The following is a 17,654-nucleotide window of genomic DNA, read 5'->3' as shown; positions in this document are numbered from 1 at the left end:
CCTCGCCGCCGTCCCCGTCCTCCTCTCGGCCCGCGACCCCGAAGCCCTGCGCGCGCAGGCCGCCAGGTTGCACGTGCAGGCAGATGCGGACCCGGCCTCCGACGGCCCCCGCCTCCTCGACCTCGGTCTCGCCACCGCCACCACCCGGGCCGCGCTGGAACACCGGGCCGTGGTGGTCGCGAAGGACGGCGACCAACTAGCCCGCGCCCTGACCGCGCTGGCCTCCGGGGAACCCGCCCCCGGACTCGTCACGGGCCTGGCCGACGAACAGCTCTGCGCGTTCCTGTTCACCGGGCAGGGCGCCCAACGGCCCGGCATGGGCAAGGAGTTGTACGCGGCCTTCCCGGTCTACGCACAGGCCCTCGACGCGGTCCGCGCGGTACTCGACCCGCACCTCGAACAGCCCTTGCTCGACCCGATGTTCGCGGAACCCGGCACCGACGCCGCCGCGCTGCTGAACGAGACCGAGTACACCCAGGCGGCCACCTTCGCGATGGAGGTGGCGCTCTTCCGGCTGCTGGAGAGCTGGGGGGTGACGCCCCGCTATCTGGCCGGGCACTCCGTCGGCGAACTCGCCGCCGCCCACGTCTCCGGCATGCTCACGCTGCCCGACGCCTGCGCCCTGGTGGCCGCGCGCGGCCGGCTCATGCAGGCCCTGCCGACGGGCGGCGCCATGGTCGCCCTGGAGGCCACCGAGAGCGAGGTCGCACCGCTGCTCGCGGGTCGGCAGGACGCCGTCGCGCTGGCCGCCGTCAACGGCGAACGGTCCGTGGTGGCCTCCGGGACGGCCACCGCGGTCGCCTCGATCGCCGAGCACTTCACCGGCCTCGGCCGCCGCACCCGGCGCCTGAGCGTGTCCCACGCCTTCCACTCCCCGCTGATGGACCCCATGCTCGACGACTTCCGTGACGTCGTCCGGAAGACGGAGTTCCACGCACCCGCCGTCCCCGTCGTCTCCGGCGTCACCGGCGGGTTCCTGGACGACGAGGAATGGCGGTCGCCCGACTACTGGGCCCGTCAGGTCCGGGACACCGTCCGCTTCCACGACGTGACCCGCACCCTGCGGGACGCGGGCGTCACCACCCAGGTCGAACTGGGCCCGGACGCCGCCCTCACCGCCCTGGTCGACGCCGACGACCGGGCCCTGCGGCCCGTCGCCACGCAGCGTCGCGACCAGGGCGAGACCCACGCGCTCGTCACCGCCCTCGCCCACCTGCACACACGGGGCGTCCCGGTGGACTGGGCGGCCTTCTTCGCCGGCCGCGACGCCCACCCCGTGCCCCTGCCGACGTACGCCTTCCAGCGGCGGCACTACTGGCTGCGGCCCAAGCCCGGCGCCTCGGCCGGCAAGGCCGCCGGGCTGCCCACCGCCGGGCACCCCCTGCTGGGCGGCGCCGTCACCGTGGCCGGCACCGACACCCTGCTGCTGACCGGCCGCCTCGGCGTGGACACCCACCCCTGGCTCGCCGACCACGCCGTGGGCGGCTCCGTCCTCGTCCCCGGCACGGCCCTGCTGGAACTCGCCCTGCACGCCGCCGCACGCCTGGGCACCACGACCCGTACGGCCCTCGCGGTCGGCGAACTCGTCCTGCGGGCGCCCCTGGTGCTCCCCACCACCGGCGGCGTACGGATCCAGGCCGTCGTCGACGGGCCCGGCGACGACGGACGGCGCGCCCTGCGGATCGTCTCCCAGCCGGAGTCCGCGGACGGCGACGAGTGGACCACCCACGCCGACGGCGTCCTCGGCGATGAACAGCCCGACGACGGCGCCGGTACGGGCACCGCGTGGCCGCCGGCCGAGGCCTCCGCCGTCGACACGGACTCCCTCTACGCCGGCCTCGCCGCCGGTGGCTTCGCCTACGGTCCCTCCTTCCAGGGCGTCCGGCGCGCCTGGCGGCAGGGCGACGACGTGTACGCCGAGGTCGCCCTGCCCGAAACGGTCGCGGGCGCCGCCGACTTCGCCCTCCACCCCGCACTCGCCGACGCGGCCCTGCACGCCGCCGTGTTCGCCGGCGGTCCCTTCGCGGACGCGGCCGGAGCGGCCCGGCTGCCCTTCGTCTGGGACGGGGTGACGCTGCACGCCACCGGCGCCACCGCGCTGCGCGTCCGCATCACCCCGACCGGCCCCGACAGCCTCACTCTGGCCCTCGCCGATCCGACGGGCACCCCCGTGGCGACGATCCGCTCGCTGACCGTCCGCGCCGCCCCCGACCTCGCCGCCCCCGCCCCGGCCGGTGCGCCGGCCGAGGACCTCCACCTGCCCGGCTGGGAGACCGTACCGCTGCCGGCCGGCCGCTGGGCCCTCGTCGGGGACCCCGACCGCCTGCCCGCCCTGCCCGGGGCCGCCCGCCACCCCGCCCCGGCCGCCGCCGCCCGGGACGCCGACCAGGTCGTGCTCGCCCTCGACACCGCCCTGCCGTCCGGCACCGAACCCGGTGACACCGACGCCGTGACGGCCGTTCACACCGTCACCGAACAGGTCCTCGACACCGTACGGGGCTGGCTGTCCGACCCCGCCGACGTGGGCGCCGCCCGGCTGATCCTGCTGCTGCGGGGCGCCGTACGCGTCGGGCCCGAGGAGGAGGCCCCCGACCCGGTCGCCGCCGCCGTATGGGGACTGATGAGTTCCGCGGCGCACGAGAACCCCGACCGGATCGCCGTCGTCGACTGGGACGGCGACGAGGCCTCGGCCGCCGCGCTCACCCGCGCCCTGGCGATCGCCGAACCCCGGCTCGCCCTGCGCGCGGGCACCGTCCACACACCCCGGCTGATCCCCCTCTCCCGCGACTCCGCGCTGCTGCCGCCGCCCGGCCCCGGACCGTGGATCCTCGACCGCGTGGGCGACGGTGCCACCATCGACGACCTCGCGCTCGTCCCGGCACCCGAGAGCCTCGCCGCACCGCCCGGGCCCGGCCGGGTACGGGTCGACGTACGCGCCTGCGGGGTGAACTTCCGGGACGTCGTCGTCGCCCTCGGCCTCGTCGACGGACTGAGCGGCCTCGGCGGCGAACTCGCCGGCGTGGTCACCGCCGTGGGACCCGACGTGCCCGGCATCGAGCCAGGCGACCGCGTCCTCGGCCTCGGCCCCGCCACCTTCGGCCCGGTCGCCGTCACCGACCACCGCTGGCTGGCCCCGATGCCCGACGGCTGGACCTTCGAACAGGCCGCAGCCGTCCCCATCGCCTACCTCACCGCCTACTACGGCCTGGTGGACCTCGCGGACGTCCAGCCCGGCCAGAAGGTGCTCGTCCACGCCGGAGCCGGCGGCGTCGGCACCGCCGCCGTGCAACTCGCCCGGCACCTGGGAGCCGAGGTATACGCCACCTCCAGCGCCGGTAAGCGGCACGTCCTGCGCGCCGCCGGACTCGACGACGACCACACCGCCGACTCCCGCAGCCTCGCCTTCGCCGACCACTTCCTGGGGACCACCGGCGGACAGGGCATGGACGTCGTCCTGGACTGTCTGGCGGGGGAGTTCGTCGACGCGGGCCTCGGCCTGCTGCCGCGCGGCGGGCACTTCCTGGAGATGGGCAAGACCGACATCCGCGCCCCCGACACCGTCGCCGCCGCCCACCCCGGCGTCACCTACCAGGCGTACGACCTCCAGGAGGCGCCCCCCGACCGGATGCGCGAGATGCTCCGGGAGATCCTCGACCTCTTCGCGCGCGGCGCCCTCGCCCCGCCGCCCCTGACGGTCTGGGACATTCGCCGGGCCCGCGACGCCTTCCGTGCGCTGAGCCAGGCCAAACTCGTCGGCAAGGCCGTCCTCACGGTCCCCCGTCGAACCGACCCCGAGGGCACGTTCGTCGTCACCGGCGCCGGCGGTCACCTCGGCGGCCTCGTCGCCCGCCACCTCGTCGCCCGGCACGGCGCCCGGCACCTGCTGCTCCTCAGCCGCCGAGGCCCCGACGCCCCGGGCGCCGCCGGACTGGAGGCCGAACTGCGCGCGGCCGGCGCCGAAACCGTCACCACCCTCTCCTGCGACCTCGCCGACCGGACCGCGCTGCGCACCGCACTGGCCGGGCTGCCCGCCGACCGGCCGACCACGGCGGTCGTGCACACCGCCGGCGTCCTCGACGACGGCATCGCCGCCGGGCTCACCGATGTACAGCTCCACCGCGTCCTGCGCCCCAAGGCGGACGCCGCCGCCCACCTCGACGCGGTCCTGCGTGAACTCGGCCACGACCCCGCCGTGTTCGCGCTGTTCTCCTCCGCCTCCGGCTTCACCGGCAACCCCGGCCAGGCCAACTACGCGGCGGCGAACCTCTGGCTGGACGCCCTCGCGGCCCGGCGCAGGGCCCGGGGGCTGCCGGGGCTGTCCCTGCTCTGGGGAGCCTGGGAACAGACCGGCGACGGCATGACCGCCGGACTCGACGACACCGACCAGCGACGGATGGCCCGGTCCGGACTGCGCGCCCTCGCCCCTGACCGGGGACTCGCCCTGTTCGACGCCGCCCTGGGCGCGGACGCCGACGCGGTGGCACCCCTGGCACTGGACACCGCCGCCCTGCGCGCCCAGGCCGAGGCGGGCACCCTGCCCGCCGTCTTCCGCGCCCTCGTGCAGGCTCCCCTCCTGCGGCGCGCCGCCGTCGCCGGCACCGGGGAACCCGCCCTGGCCGAACGGCTGACCGCACTGTCCGACACCGAACGCCACCGGCTGCTGCTGGACCTCGTCACCACCCACACCTCCACGGTCCTCGGCCACGGCTCACCGGACTCCCTCGGCTCCGGGCGGACCTTCCGCGAACTCGGCTTCGACTCCCTCACCGCCGTCGAGCTGCGCAACAGCCTCGCCGCCGCGACCGGACTGCGGCTGCCCGCGACCCTCGTGTTCGACCACCCCACCCCGCAGGCACTGGCGGAACGGCTGCACGCCGAACTCGCCCCGCCCGAGGCCTCACCGGCCCAGGAGGCGCTCGCCCTGCTCGACGGACTCTTCCGGCACCTGGGGGACGTGCCCCACGACGACCCCGACCGCCGGCACCTGGACGAGCGACTCCACCAGGTGCTGCGGACCTGGCAGCAACCGGTCGACAGCAGCACCACCGCCGACCCCGCCCCCGACCTCGACGCGGCCTCCGACGACGACCTGTTCGCCATGGTCGACGACGGAGTCCGGCTGCCCTGACCCCGGCGGCACCGCGCTGCCCGGCAGGGGCCACACCCCGCCCCGCCGGTCAGGCATCACATCCCCCCACCGCGAGGAAAGTGACGCACGTATGTCCAGCACATCCGACGAACCCGGCAGCGAGACCGAGCACAAACTCCGCGAGTACCTCAGGCGGGCCATCGCCGACGCCCGTGATCTGCGCGAGAGGCTGCGGCGGACCGAGGACCGGGTACGGGAGCCGATCGCCATCACCGGCATGGCCTGCCGGTTCCCCGGCGGGGTCGCCTCGCCCGACGACCTGTGGCGCATGGTGACCGGCGGAACCGACGCGATCGGTCCCTTCCCCCGCGACCGGGGGTGGCCGCTGGAGGACCTCTACGAAGCGGCCGACGGGGTCTCCTCCTCGGTGACCCTGGAGGGCGGCTTCCTCAACGATCCGGCGGGCTTCGACGCGGAGTTCTTCGGTATCTCCCCGCGCGAGGCGCTGGCGATGGACCCCCAGCAGCGGCTGCTCCTGGAGGTGTCGTGGGAGGCGGTGGAGCGGGCCGGCATCGACCCCTCGTCGCTGCGGGGCAGCCGCACGGGAGTCTTCCTCGGCGGGGGCTCCGAGGACTTCGTCGGTCTGCTGGCGATGAGCCAGGACACCGAGGAACCCCCGTCGCTGACCGGGATGACCAGCAGCGTCATGTCGGGCCGGGTGGCCTACACGCTCGGCCTGGAGGGCCCCGCGCTCACCGTGGACACGGCCTGCTCCTCCTCCCTCGTCACCCTGCACCTCGCGGTGCAGGCGCTGCGGACGGGTGAGTGCGACCTCGCGCTGGCCGGGGGAGTGACCGTGATGTCGACCCCCGGCATCTTCCCCGAGTTCGCCCGGCAGGGCGGCCTCGCCTCCGACGGCCGCTGCAAGGCGTTCGCGGACACGGCCGACGGCACCGGCTGGGGCGAGGGCGTGGGCGTGCTGATGGTGGAGCGGCTGTCGGACGCCCGCCGCCACGGGCGTCCGGTGCTGGCGGTGGTACGGGGGGCGGCGGTGAACCAGGACGGCGCCTCGAACGGGCTGACGGCCCCGAACGGTCCGTCGCAACAGCGGGTGATCCGGGACGCGTTGGTGAACGCGGGGCTGTCACCGGCCGACGTCGACGCGGTGGAGGCGCACGGCACCGGGACCCGGCTGGGCGATCCGATCGAGGCGCAGGCGCTGCTGGCCACGTACGGACAGGGGCGGCCCGCGGACCGGCCGTTGTGGGTCGGCTCCGTCAAGTCCAACATCGGGCACACCGTGGCGGCCGCCGGCGTCGGCGGTGTCATCAAGACGGTGATGGCGCTCCGGCACGGGGTGCTGCCGAAGACCCTGCACGTGGACCGGCCGACGCGACAGGTCGACTGGTCGACGGGCGCGATGGAGCTGTTGACCGAGGCCCGTGCGTGGCCGGAGACAGGGCGTGCACGAAGGGCGGCCGTCTCCTCGTTCGGCATCAGCGGGACCAACGCCCATGTCATCCTCGAACAGGGCGACGAGGCGCGGGGCGCGTCCTCGGAGGAGGACCAGGAGGAGGACGGCGCGGGGCCTGTGCCCTGGCTGCTCTCCGCGCGCGGCGAGGCCGCGCTGCGGTCCCAGGCGGCGAAGCTCCTGGCCCGTCTCCGGAGCCGTCCCGGCACCCGTCCGCAGGACGTCGGTTACTCGTCCGCCCTCACGCGTGCCGCGCTGGAGCACCGGGCCGTGGTGGTCGGCGCGGGGCGTGCGGAGTTGCTGCGGGGTCTGGCGGCGGTCGCCGAGGGACAGCCGGACGCAGGAGTGGTGCGGGGGCGCGCGGGTGGCGGCCCGGGCCCGGTGTTCGTGTTCCCGGGGCAGGGTTCGCAGTGGGCCGGTATGGCGGTGGAGTTGTGGGAGACCTCGCCGGTGTTCGCGGAGCGGATGGCCGAGTGTGAGCGGGCGTTGTCGGCGTTCGTGGACTGGTCGTTGACCGAAGTTCTGGTGGATGAGGGTGAGTTGGTGCGGGTCGATGTGGTGCAGCCCGTGTTGTGGGCGGTGATGGTGTCTTTGGCGGAGGTGTGGCGGTCGTTCGGGGTGGAGCCGGCGGCGGTGGTCGGTCATTCGCAGGGGGAGATTGCTGCGGCGGTGGTAGCCGGGGCGTTGTCCCTGGAGGACGGTGCGCGGGTGGTGGCGTTGCGTTCGCGGGCGATTCTCGCCCTCTCCGGCCGGGGTGGCATGGCGTCCGTGCAACTGCCGGTCGACGAGGTGCGCGCGTTGTCCGCGGCGGCCGACGGCCGCGTGGAGGTCGCGGCGGTCAACGGGCCGTCGTCGGTGGTGGTGGCCGGGAGCGCGGAGGGTCTCGACGAGGTGATCGCCGAGGCCGAGGCGCGCGGCGCCCGGGCACGCCGCATCGCCGTGGACTACGCCTCGCACTCCCACCATGTCGAGGAGATCAGGGAGGAGTTGGCGCAGTCGCTCGCCCCGGTGGCGCCGGTGTCCTCGCCGGTGGCCTACTACTCGTGCGTCACCGGGGACCGAATGGACACGGCCGCGCTGGACGGCGCGTACTGGTTCCGGAATCTGCGTCGGCCGGTGCGGTTCGAGGAGGCCACACGGGCCCTGCTGGAGCAGGGCCACTGCCTGTTCGTGGAGATCAGCCCGCACGCCGTGCTGACGGGCGCCGTACGGGACACCGCGGAGGCGGCCGGGCGCGCGGTCGGGACCACGGGCACGCTGCGTCGCGGCGAGGGCGGTCCGCGCCGCATGCTCCTCTCCCTGGGTGAGGCGTACGTGCACGGGGCCCCGGTCGACTGGCGGCCCGGCTTCGCCGGAACCGGCGCCCGGGCCGTCGACCTGCCCACGTACGCCTTCCAGCACCGGCGCTACTGGACCGAGATGCCGGCCGCGCGCTCCGGCGACGTGGCCCTCGCCGGGCTCGGGCGGGCCGACCACCCCGTGCTCCGCGCGGTCGTGGAACCGGCCGACGCGGACCGCACGGTGTTCACCGGGCGCCTCTCGCCCAAGGAGCAGCCCTGGACGGCCGACCACGTGGTGCACGGCACCACCCTGCTGCCGGGCACCGCCTTCCTCGAACTGGCGCTGTGGGTGGGGGAGCGGCTCGGGACCCCCGAGGTCGACGAACTCGTCCTGGAGGCACCGCTGTCGCTGCGCGCGGCCGAGCCGGTGCGGTTGCAGCTCGTGGTGGAGGAGCCCGACGAGGAGGGGCGGCGCGCGGTGCGCTTCTTCTCCCGTACGGAGTCGGGGGACGAGGAGTGGACCCGGCACGGCAGCGCCGTCCTCGGGGCGGACCCGCAGCCGGCGTTCGACCTGGGAACCTGGCCGCCCGTCGGGGCGGAGCCCGTGGAACTGGACGGTCTCTACGAGAAGACGGCGGCCGCCGGATTCGCCTACGGGCCGGCGTTCCGCGGGCTGCGGGCCGCGTGGCGCCGTGGGGACGAGGTGTTCACCGAGGTCGACATGGACCCCGCGCACACCTCGGGCGACGGTTTCGTGGCACACCCCGCCCTCCTGGACGCCGCCCTGCACGGCGCCGGCCTCCTCCCCGGCGCCCTGGACCGGGGTGCGGGGCTGCCGTTCTCGTGGACGGGCGTCACGGCGTACGCGACGGGTGCCACCTCGCTGCGGGTGCGGCTGACGCCGACGGGCTCCGGTGGACTGTCCCTGCAGGCGGTGGACGCGCTCGGCGCCCCCGTCCTCGCCGTGGACGAGCTCGCCTTCCGGCCGGCCTCCCCCGACCCGGCGGCACCGGCCGCGTCCGCCGGACCGGACGGACTGCTCCGCGTCGAATGGCAGGAACTGCCGGCCTCCGAGAGCGCCTCCGCTCCGTACGCGTGGCTCCGCACGGACGCCGCGCCGGGACGACACCCGCACGGCGACCCGGTGGAGCCGACGAGCGCCGGCGGCGGGGGACACCTCCACGGCGACATGGCGGCGCTGGACGCGGCGCTCGCCGCCGGCGCGGTGCCCCCCGCCGCCGTGGTCGCCCGCTGTCCCGTCACGGCCACCGACGACACGGTGGCCGAGGCCGCCGGACGCGCCGCCGCCTGGGGGCTGGAGCTGCTCCGGAGCCGGGTCGAAGCCGATGGTTGCGCGCAGCTGCCCCTCGTCGTGGTCACCCGGGGTGCCGCGCCGCTGCCCGGCACCCCGGACACGGCCACGGGAACCGCCCACGCCACGCTCGTGGGCCTGCTGCGATCGGCCCAGGCGGAGGAGCCCGGCCGGATCGTGCTCGTGGACGTGGACGTGGACGTGGACGTGGATGTCGATGTCGACGCGGACGACGCGGACGCGGATCCGGACGTGGCCGGTGAAGGCGCGGCCGACGCCGGTGTGCTCGACGCCGCCCTGGCCGCCGCGGAGCCCGAGGTGGCCGTGCGCGGCGGCAAGGTCTACGCACGGCGCCTGGTGCGCGCCGTCGGTGAGCCGGACGTCCTGCGTGCCCCGGTGGGAGCCGGGCAGTGGCGGCTGGACGTCACCGAGCCCGGATCGTTCGGGAACCTCGCGCTCGTGCCCGACACCCACGGGACCGCCGAACTCGCCGCGGGCCAGGTACGGGTGGCCGTGCGGGCGGCCGGACTGAACTTCCGGGACACCCTCATCGCCCTGGGGATGTATCCGGACGCCGCCCGGCTCGGCAGTGAGGGGTGCGGGGTGGTCACCGAGGTCGGCCCCGGCGTCACGCGGCCGGCGCCCGGCGACCGGGTGATGGGCACGCTCGACACGCCCTTCGCGCCGCTGTCGGTCGCCGATGCCCGGCTGCTCGCGCCGGTGCCCGACGGATGGACCGACGTGGAGGGCGCGTCGGCGACCGTCGCCTTCCTGACCGCGTACCACGGTCTGGTCGACCTCGGCGGGCTGTGCGCCGGCCGGAGGGTGCTGATCCACGCGGCCGCGGGCGGCGTGGGTTCCGCCGCCGTGCAACTCGCCCGCCACCTGGGCGCCGAGGTGTACGCGACGGCCTCCCGCCCCAAGTGGGAGGCGCTGCGCGCGGCCGGACTCGACGACGCCCACATCGCGGACTCGCGCACCCTGGAGTTCCGGGACACGTTCCGCGCCGCCACCGAAGGCCGGGGCATGGACGTCGTACTCAACTGCCTGGCGGGAGAGTTCACCGACGCCTCCCTCGAACTGCTCGCGCCCGGCGGGCGGTTCGTGGAGATGGGCAAGACCGATCTGCGGGACCCCGCAGAGGTCACCGCCGGCCGTCCCGGGGTCGGATACCGGCCGTTCGACCTGGCCGACGCGGGGCCGGAGCGGATCCAGGAGATCCTGCGCGAACTGGGAGCCCTGTTCGCCGACGGCACGCTCACCCCGCCCCCGGCCACCGTCTGGGACGTCCACCACGCCCCGAGCGCCTTCCGTGCCCTGGCGCGGGCGAGCCTCGTGGGCAAGGCCGTACTGACCGTGCCGCCCGCCGAATTCGCCCCCGACGAGGCCGTGCTCGTCACCGGGGGAACCGGCACTCTGGGCGCCCTGGTCGCCCGGCGCCTGGTCACCCACCACGGGGCCCGGCGGCTCGTCCTGCTGTCCCGCTCGGGTCCGCGCGCCCCGGAGGCAGGGGCGCTGCTCGCCGAACTCGCCGACGCGGGCGCCGCCGCCGAGCTCGTGACCGGCGACATCGCCGACCCCGGTGCCACGGCCCTGCTCCATGACGTCCTCGCGCGCCTCGGCGTGCGGCTGGGCGGCATCGTGCACTGCGCGGGCACCACCGACGACGGGGCGATCGGTTCCCTGACGGCCGACCGGCTCGCCGGGGTACTCCGGCCGAAGGTCCACGGCGCCTGGAACCTGCACCGGCTGACACGACTCCACCCGGAGACACGGCGGTTCGTCCTGTTCTCCTCGGCCGCCGCAACCCTGGGCTCACCGGGCCAGGCCAACTACGCGGCAGCCAACGCCTTCCTCGACGCCCTCGCCCATCGGCGGCGGGCCCTCGGGCTTCCCGCCGTATCCATCGGGTGGGGGCTGTGGGAACGCGGCAGCGCGCTCACCGCCCATCTGGACGCCACCGACCACCGCAGACTGCGGGCCGGAGGATTCCGGGCGCTGCCCACCGACGAGGCGCTCGCCCTGTTCGACGAGGTGTTCCTCGGCAGGACGGCGCACCCCACGGTCGTGGCCGCGCCGGTGGACCGTGCCGCCCTGCGGGCGCGCCACGCCCGGGAACCGCTGCCCGCGCTGTTCCACCCCCTCCTCGGCCCGAGCGCCGCCCGCGCACGCCGCCGGGCCGCCGCCCGGGCGGAGCACCAGCCGGGGGAGGTGCTGCGCAGGCGTCTGGCGGCCCTGCCCGAGGGGCGGCGCACCGACACCCTGCTCGCCCTGGTGCGCGGCGAGGTCGCCGCCGTCCTCGGCCATGCCACGCCCCAACTGGTGGACACGGAACGGTCGTTCCGCGAGATGGGCTTCGACTCCCTCACCGCCGTGGAGCTGAGGAACCGGCTGAACGCCGCCACGGGGCTCCGGCTTCCCGCCACCGTGGTCTTCGACCACCCACGGCTCGACGCGCTCGCCGCCCAGGTCTCGGCCCAACTGGCGCCGGGCCACGGCCGGGCCGGGCCCGGCCCGGACGGGGGCGGGCGGGACGCCGAGATCCGCAGTCTCATCATGTCCGTGCCCCTGGCGGCACTACGCGAGAGCGGTCTGCTCGACCCGCTGCTCGCCCTCGCCGCGAGCCGCACGACACCACCGGGTACGGCCGTGCCCGCGGAACCCGACCAGCGCGACGAGATTCGCGCGATGGACGCGGCCGGCCTCGTGAAAATGGCCAGATCCCTTTCCGTAGAAGGCGAAAAGGGCAGATAACTGACGCGTAATCATCCTGCCTCGCTGAAGTCCGAGAATCTCCGCGCGTCGCGTCCGCAGCGTTTCGGAAGGCCACTTCCATGGTCGCTTCGCCTTGGCTAGTGTTGGTTCCGAGGCCGTCGCGATCGCTGGTGATGCGACGGAGCAGGTCATGCGTGGCATTTGCTCGTCTTACCCGATGCGGTGTTTGCGGGGGCACCGACGACATCGGACAGTTCTACAGACCGTCCGGCGCGCTCTGCGACAGTTCTGGGTTTTCGACGGAACGCGCAGAACACGGTGGGGTGTGATTGGGGTTAAGTACATGTTGTTTTCTGACAGAGACGACAAACTGCAACTCATGAAGTCCCTCCTCACAGAGTGTAAACGTGGCGCGGCCACCACCGTGGTTTTGGAGGGGGGCGCCGGCTGCGGGAAAACCGACCTCATGGACGGCTTCGCGCACTACGCCGCGGAGACCGGCGCGACCGTGCTCACCGCGGCCGACATCGGTGGCCTCACCGCACCGGTGACGGAGCACGCGGCCCCGGCGGGAAGCCGGCAGGGCGGTGACCCGCAGGGCTTAGACGAAGCGCTGGCCTCCCTCGCGCGGACCGCACCCGTCGTCGTCTGCTTCGACAAGCCCCAGGACCGAGAGGCCCCGCACTGGCGCGGACTGCTGGAAGCCACCAGGCGCCGCCTGCGCAAACACCCCGTCATGCTGGTACTCACCCTGCTGCCGTTCGGCGGCTGTGAGGGCGACGTGCACTGCGATCTGCTCCGCCAGCCCAACCTCCATCGGATCAGGCTGGGCCTGCTGGACCGGGAACAGACCCGCGCGCTCTGTGAGGACCTGCACGCCCGCCCGCTGGACGGCGAATTGTGCGACACACTGCACAGCCTGAGCGGTGGCAGCCCGCTCCTCGTCCGCGCCCTGGCCGAGGAACTGGACATGCAGGCACGCGCCGACCTCGGAGCGCCCTGGCCCTACCCCCGCGGTCTGTACGCGCAGGTGGCCGCTGACTGCGTACGCCTCAGCGGACCGTGGGCCGAGACCGTCGCCCTCGGGATGGGGGCCCTGCGCGAGTTCTCCGACCTCACCAGCCTGACGGCCGTACTGCCGCTGGAGGCCCCGGAGATCGTGCGCGGGATGACCCTGCTGCGCGAGGCCGGTCTGGTCGACGGCTGGCGGCTCAGGCACCCGGTCATGGAGGCCGCGGTACTGGAACAGGCGGGCCCCGACCGACGGGACGAGGTCCTCCTGCGCACCGCGGAGCGACTGCGCGAGAGCGGCGCGGGCGCCCGGGTGACGGCCCGCTACCTGCTGGAGATCGGCCATGTGCGCGAGTCGTGGCAGACGGCCGCCCTCCAGCGCGCCGCCGACGAGGCCCTGGCCCTGGACGACACCGCGTTCGCGGTGGCCTGCGTGGAACTCGCCCAGGCCTCGACCACCGACTGCTGGGAGCGGGCCAGGCTCACGCTGAAACGTTCCGTTGTGCTGCTGCGGACCGAGCCGTGGCGGGTCGAGCAGCTGTATCTGGAGAAGTCCGAGTGGCCGGAGTGCGCCCATGGGGCGAACTGCTGCCCCGCGCGCACGGTGCTCACCGCGTTGCTGCTGATCGGATGCGGCCGGCTGGAGGAGGGCACGACCATGCTGCGCGGCATGGCCCCGCCCGCCGTGGACCGGAGCGAGGAGGACCCGTGGCCGGACCACTTCGACGAGGGCTGGCCCTGGTTCTTCTGCCTCACCCCCGGCATACCGGACGCCTGGGCCCTGCGGATGTCGTCCGAGCGCACCGCGTGCGGCGAGGGGCACTTCGTCGGCGGGCAGGTCTGCGCCGACGGGGTCGCCATCCAGGTCTGCGTCAACCGTCACCACGTCCGGCCCCGTGCCGTCCACGAGATCGAGGAACACCTCGGCGCCTGGACCCTCGGCGACACCACTCTCGCCCTGATCGTCCCCGAACTGCGCCATCTGACGGCCGTCGGCCGGCCGGATCTGGCCGACGCGTGGTGCGAACGCTTCCAGCGCGAGGCCGCCGAACGCGGCGTCGAGGGCTGGCGCCAGCTCTTCACGGCCCTGCGCGCCGAGAGCTGCCTGGCCCGGGGCAGGCCGGCGGAGGCCGAGGCCCACGCCCGGGAGGTCATGGAACTGGGCGGCGACGCGCCGAGCCACTGGCTGTGCGGAGGGGTCCTCACCGTCCTGGTCGCCGCCTGCACCGCCTCCGGCCAGTACGAGGAGGCCGTCCGACTGCTCGACCGGCCCGTCCCCGACGGCTTCTTCCGCAGCGCGTACGGACTGGACTACCTCAGGGCACGCGGTCAGTTCCTGCTGGCCGTGGGCCGACCCCATCTCGCGCTGTCGGACTTCCTGGCCGTGGGCAGGTACTCCGAGCGCTGGGAACCGGCCCTCAGGCCCCGGTCCACCTGGCGGATCGACGCCGCAGAGGCCTGGCTCGCGCTCGGCAACGTCCGCGAGGCGGAGCAACTGCTCGACGCCCACGAGAAGGAGGCAGGCTCCGACAGCGCCCTGGCCACCGGCCAGTGGCTGCGGGTCCGCGCCCAGCTCGCCGAGGTCTGCGAGCGCCCGGGGCTGCTCACCCGGGCCGCCGAACACTCACAGGCGTCCGGCAACGCGTGGGAACTTGCACGTGTACTCGTCGACCTCGCGGAGGCCTGCCAGGACCTCGGCCAGTCCGCCCGAGCCGATCTGACCCTCCGCAAGGCGCGGCAGCTGGCCGACGAGTGCGGGTCCGTTCCGCTGCGCGACCGGATCGCCCTGCTGGGGCTCGCCGACGGCCGTCAGGTCCTGCGCGCCGCCGGCGAGCCCCTTGGCATACCGTCCCCCGCGGCGAAACTCAGCGACTCGGAAAGGCGCGTGGCGGTGCTCGCGGCCAGGGGCATGACGAACCGTGAGATATCCACCGAGCTCTTCATCACCGTCAGTACCGTCGAACAGCACCTCACCCGTGTGTACAAGAAACTGGACATCACCTCCCGTCAGGAACTTCCCCTGCACATAGAACTGGGGTTGCCGGAAAGCGCGTGAACCCGGATCTCCGGGGTGGTGTAGGGGTTGTCCGGCCGCACCGGGCCCTGTCAGATTTCTCTGGACGGTGAATCCGCGATCCGTGTTTCGTGAATCCCCGAGAAACCAGAGGTTTCGGCATGGTCAATTTCAAGGTGTTGCTGTCGGACGGCCCCTCGTCCTTTCCCGAGGAGGAAAGGATTCAGTTCGCGACCTCGCTGACGGAGAAGATCAAGCACCGGTTCGGTGCAGGATACGAGCACTTCGTCCACGCCGGGGAATTCACCACGATCGACGGCGAAGAGGTCGCCGTCTTCCGCTGGACGACCCGGACCGCGATCGCGGAATAGGGGGTGTGGCCGACATGGGTACTGTGACTGACGCGGTGCTCGCGGGGGCACACCCCGAGGAGCTGGCACACGCGGCTCTGCCGGAGGAGTTCACCGCGGCCCACCTCCGCGTCGAGGACGTGGACATCTTCCGGGACGTGGCCGACAAGGACGTACGCAAGACCCTCCGGGTCGGCCCCGTGCCGATGCCGGAGATCGCGCCCGACGAGGTCCTGATCGCCGTCATGGCCAGCTCGATCAACTACAACACCGTCTGGTCCGCCACCTTCGAACCCCTGTCGACCTTCCGGTTCCTCGACTCCTACGGACGGCAGGGCGGGTGGGCCGCCCGTCACGACCAGCCCTTCCACGTCCTCGGCTCGGACGCGGCCGGCGTGATCGTCCGGGTCGGCTCGGCCGTCCGGCGCTGGCGCGTCGGCGACCACGTCCTCGTCAACGCCGCCTGCGTCGACGAGCAGGAGGCCGTCACGCAGGCCGACGGCATGCTCGGCGAGCACCAGCTCGCCTGGGGCTACGAGACCAACTTCGGCGGCATCGCCCACTACTGCCTCGCCCGGGCCAGCCAGCTCATCCCCAAGCCCGCCCACCTCACCTGGGAGGAGGCCGCCTCCGTACCCGCCTGCGCCGGCACCTCCTACCGGATGCTGGTCTCGGACCGCGGCGCCCGGATGAAACAGGGCGACGTCGTGCTGATCTGGGGCGCCACGGGCGGAGTCGGCGCCTACGCCGTGCAGTTCGTCAAGAACGGCGGCGGCATCCCCGTCGGCGTCGTCGGCTCCCCGCGCAAGGCCGAGGCGCTCCGGGCCCTCGGCTGCGACATCGTCATCGACCGCTCGGAGATCGGCGTCGGCGAGTCCGAGGGCGACGACTTCGAGCAGGCCATCGCCGACGGGAAACGGCTCGGCGCCGTCATCCGCCGCGAGACCGGCGAGGACCCGCACATCGTCTTCGAACACGTCGGACAGGCCACCTTCGGGATGTCCCTGTTCGTGGTGCGACGCGGCGGCACCATCGTCACCTGCGGCTCCAGCACCGGCTACCGGCACCGCTACGACAACCGCTACCTGTGGATGAAGCTCAAGCGGGTGATCGGCAGCCATGTGGCCAACCTCCACGAACAGTGGGAGTGCGCCCGGCTGTTCGCGCAGGGCCGGATCATGCCGGTGATGTCCTCGCTGTTCCCGCTCCAGGAGGTCGGCGAGGCCACCCGGCTGGTGCAGCGCAACGAGCACATCGGCAAGGTCGGCGTGCTGTGCCTGGCCCCGGAACCAGGCCTCGGTGTCACCGATCCCGAGCTGCGGGCCCGCATCGGCGCGGACCGGCTCAACCCGCTGCGCCCCTTCGCCGCCGACGTGCCCGGCGCGCTGGAGGTGACGGTGTGACCCCCTCCATCGGCATCCTCGGCACCGGTTCCTACCTCCCCAAGGAGGAGATCACCAACGAGGAGATCGCGCGACGCGTCCCGAACATCACCGCCGAGTGGGTCGGCCGCCGCACCCTGATCCAGGGGCGCCGCTACGCGGCACCGGACGAGGCCACCTCCGACCTCGCCCGGCACGCGGCGGTCGCCGCCCTCGCCCGGGCCGACGTCGAGGCGGACCGCATCGACCACCTCATCGTCGCCACCTCCACCGGCGACGCCCCCCTGCCGCCCACCTCCTCCCTGGTGCAGGACGCGCTGGGTGCCCACCGCGCGGCCTGCTTCGACATCAACATCGCCTGCGCCGGCTTCGTCCAGGCCCTCGACGTCGCCCGCGCGCTCGTGGCACTGCGCCCCGGCACCCTCGCCCTGGTGATCGGCGCCGACCTGTACTCGCGGTTCCTCGACTACCAGGACCGGGGCACCGCCGTCCTGCTCGGCGACGCCGCCGGTGCCGCGGTGGTGGGCGCCGTCCCGGAACCGTACGGAATCATCGACACCGAACTGGTCGGCCGGGGCGACGCCCACGAGCTGATCTGGATCGAGGGCGGCGGCAGCCGCGTACCCGCGTCCGCCGACACCGTCGCGAACGGTGGCCACTTCCTGCGCATGAACGGACGCGGCGTCGCCGACTTCGTCATGGAGAACGTGCCCCCGATGGTCGGCTCCCTGATGGAACGCACCGGGACCACGCTGGACCAGGTCGCACACTTCGTCCCGCACCAGGCCAACGGAGTGCTCCTCGGTGAACTGGTCGAGCGCTGCGGACTCGGCGGCGCCCGCACCCACACGCCCCTGGTCAGCTACGGCAACATGGGCGCCGCCTCGGTCGCCGTGGCCCTGGACGAGGCGGCCCGCGCGGGCCTGCTGTCCGACGGCGAGCTGCTGCTGCTCGCCGGTTTCGGCGCGGGCATGGCGGCGGGCCTCTGCCTGCTGCGCTGGCAGGCCTGAACGGCCCCCACCGCCACCCC

At 74.1% G+C, this 17,654-nt stretch carries 6 protein-coding genes; all 6 read left to right on the top strand.

Annotated features, from left to right (window positions below; translation table 11 throughout):
* Positions 1 to 73: 73 nt before the first annotated feature.
* The 6 genes from P1P70_RS24680 (at position 74) to P1P70_RS24655 (ending at position 17,634) form a co-directional block, all read left to right on the top strand.
* Positions 74 to 5,128 (top strand): acyltransferase domain-containing protein, encoded by a 5,055-nt coding sequence (locus tag P1P70_RS24680; RefSeq protein WP_319241324.1) that lies wholly within the window; start codon positions 74 to 76, stop codon positions 5,126 to 5,128.
* 91 nt (positions 5,129 to 5,219) lie between these two features.
* Positions 5,220 to 11,906 (top strand): type I polyketide synthase, encoded by a 6,687-nt coding sequence (locus P1P70_RS24675; RefSeq protein WP_319241322.1) that lies wholly within the window; start codon positions 5,220 to 5,222, stop codon positions 11,904 to 11,906.
* Between the two features lie 427 nt (positions 11,907 to 12,333).
* Positions 12,334 to 14,934, top strand: coding sequence for a LuxR C-terminal-related transcriptional regulator (locus P1P70_RS24670; protein ID WP_319241320.1), 2,601 nt, complete (start codon positions 12,334 to 12,336; stop codon positions 14,932 to 14,934).
* A gap of 119 nt (positions 14,935 to 15,053) precedes the next feature.
* Positions 15,054 to 15,263 (top strand): DUF5988 family protein, encoded by a 210-nt coding sequence (locus P1P70_RS24665; RefSeq protein ID WP_319241319.1) that lies wholly within the window; start codon positions 15,054 to 15,056, stop codon positions 15,261 to 15,263.
* A gap of 14 nt (positions 15,264 to 15,277) precedes the next feature.
* Positions 15,278 to 16,645, top strand: coding sequence for a crotonyl-CoA carboxylase/reductase (gene ccrA / locus P1P70_RS24660; RefSeq protein ID WP_319241317.1), 1,368 nt, complete (start codon positions 15,278 to 15,280; stop codon positions 16,643 to 16,645).
* The gene (locus tag P1P70_RS24655; protein ID WP_319241315.1) at positions 16,642 to 17,634 is read left to right on the top strand and encodes a ketoacyl-ACP synthase III; all 993 of its coding nucleotides are present in this window, start codon (positions 16,642 to 16,644) and stop codon (positions 17,632 to 17,634) included. Before ccrA ends, P1P70_RS24655 begins: the two co-directional genes overlap by 4 nt.
* Positions 17,635 to 17,654 lie beyond the last annotated feature (20 nt).

Source organism: Streptomyces sp. MB09-02B (genome assembly GCF_033794485.1).
In the GTDB taxonomy this organism is placed as follows: domain Bacteria; phylum Actinomycetota; class Actinomycetes; order Streptomycetales; family Streptomycetaceae; genus Streptomyces.
This window is presented reverse-complemented; position numbering and strand designations above follow the sequence as displayed.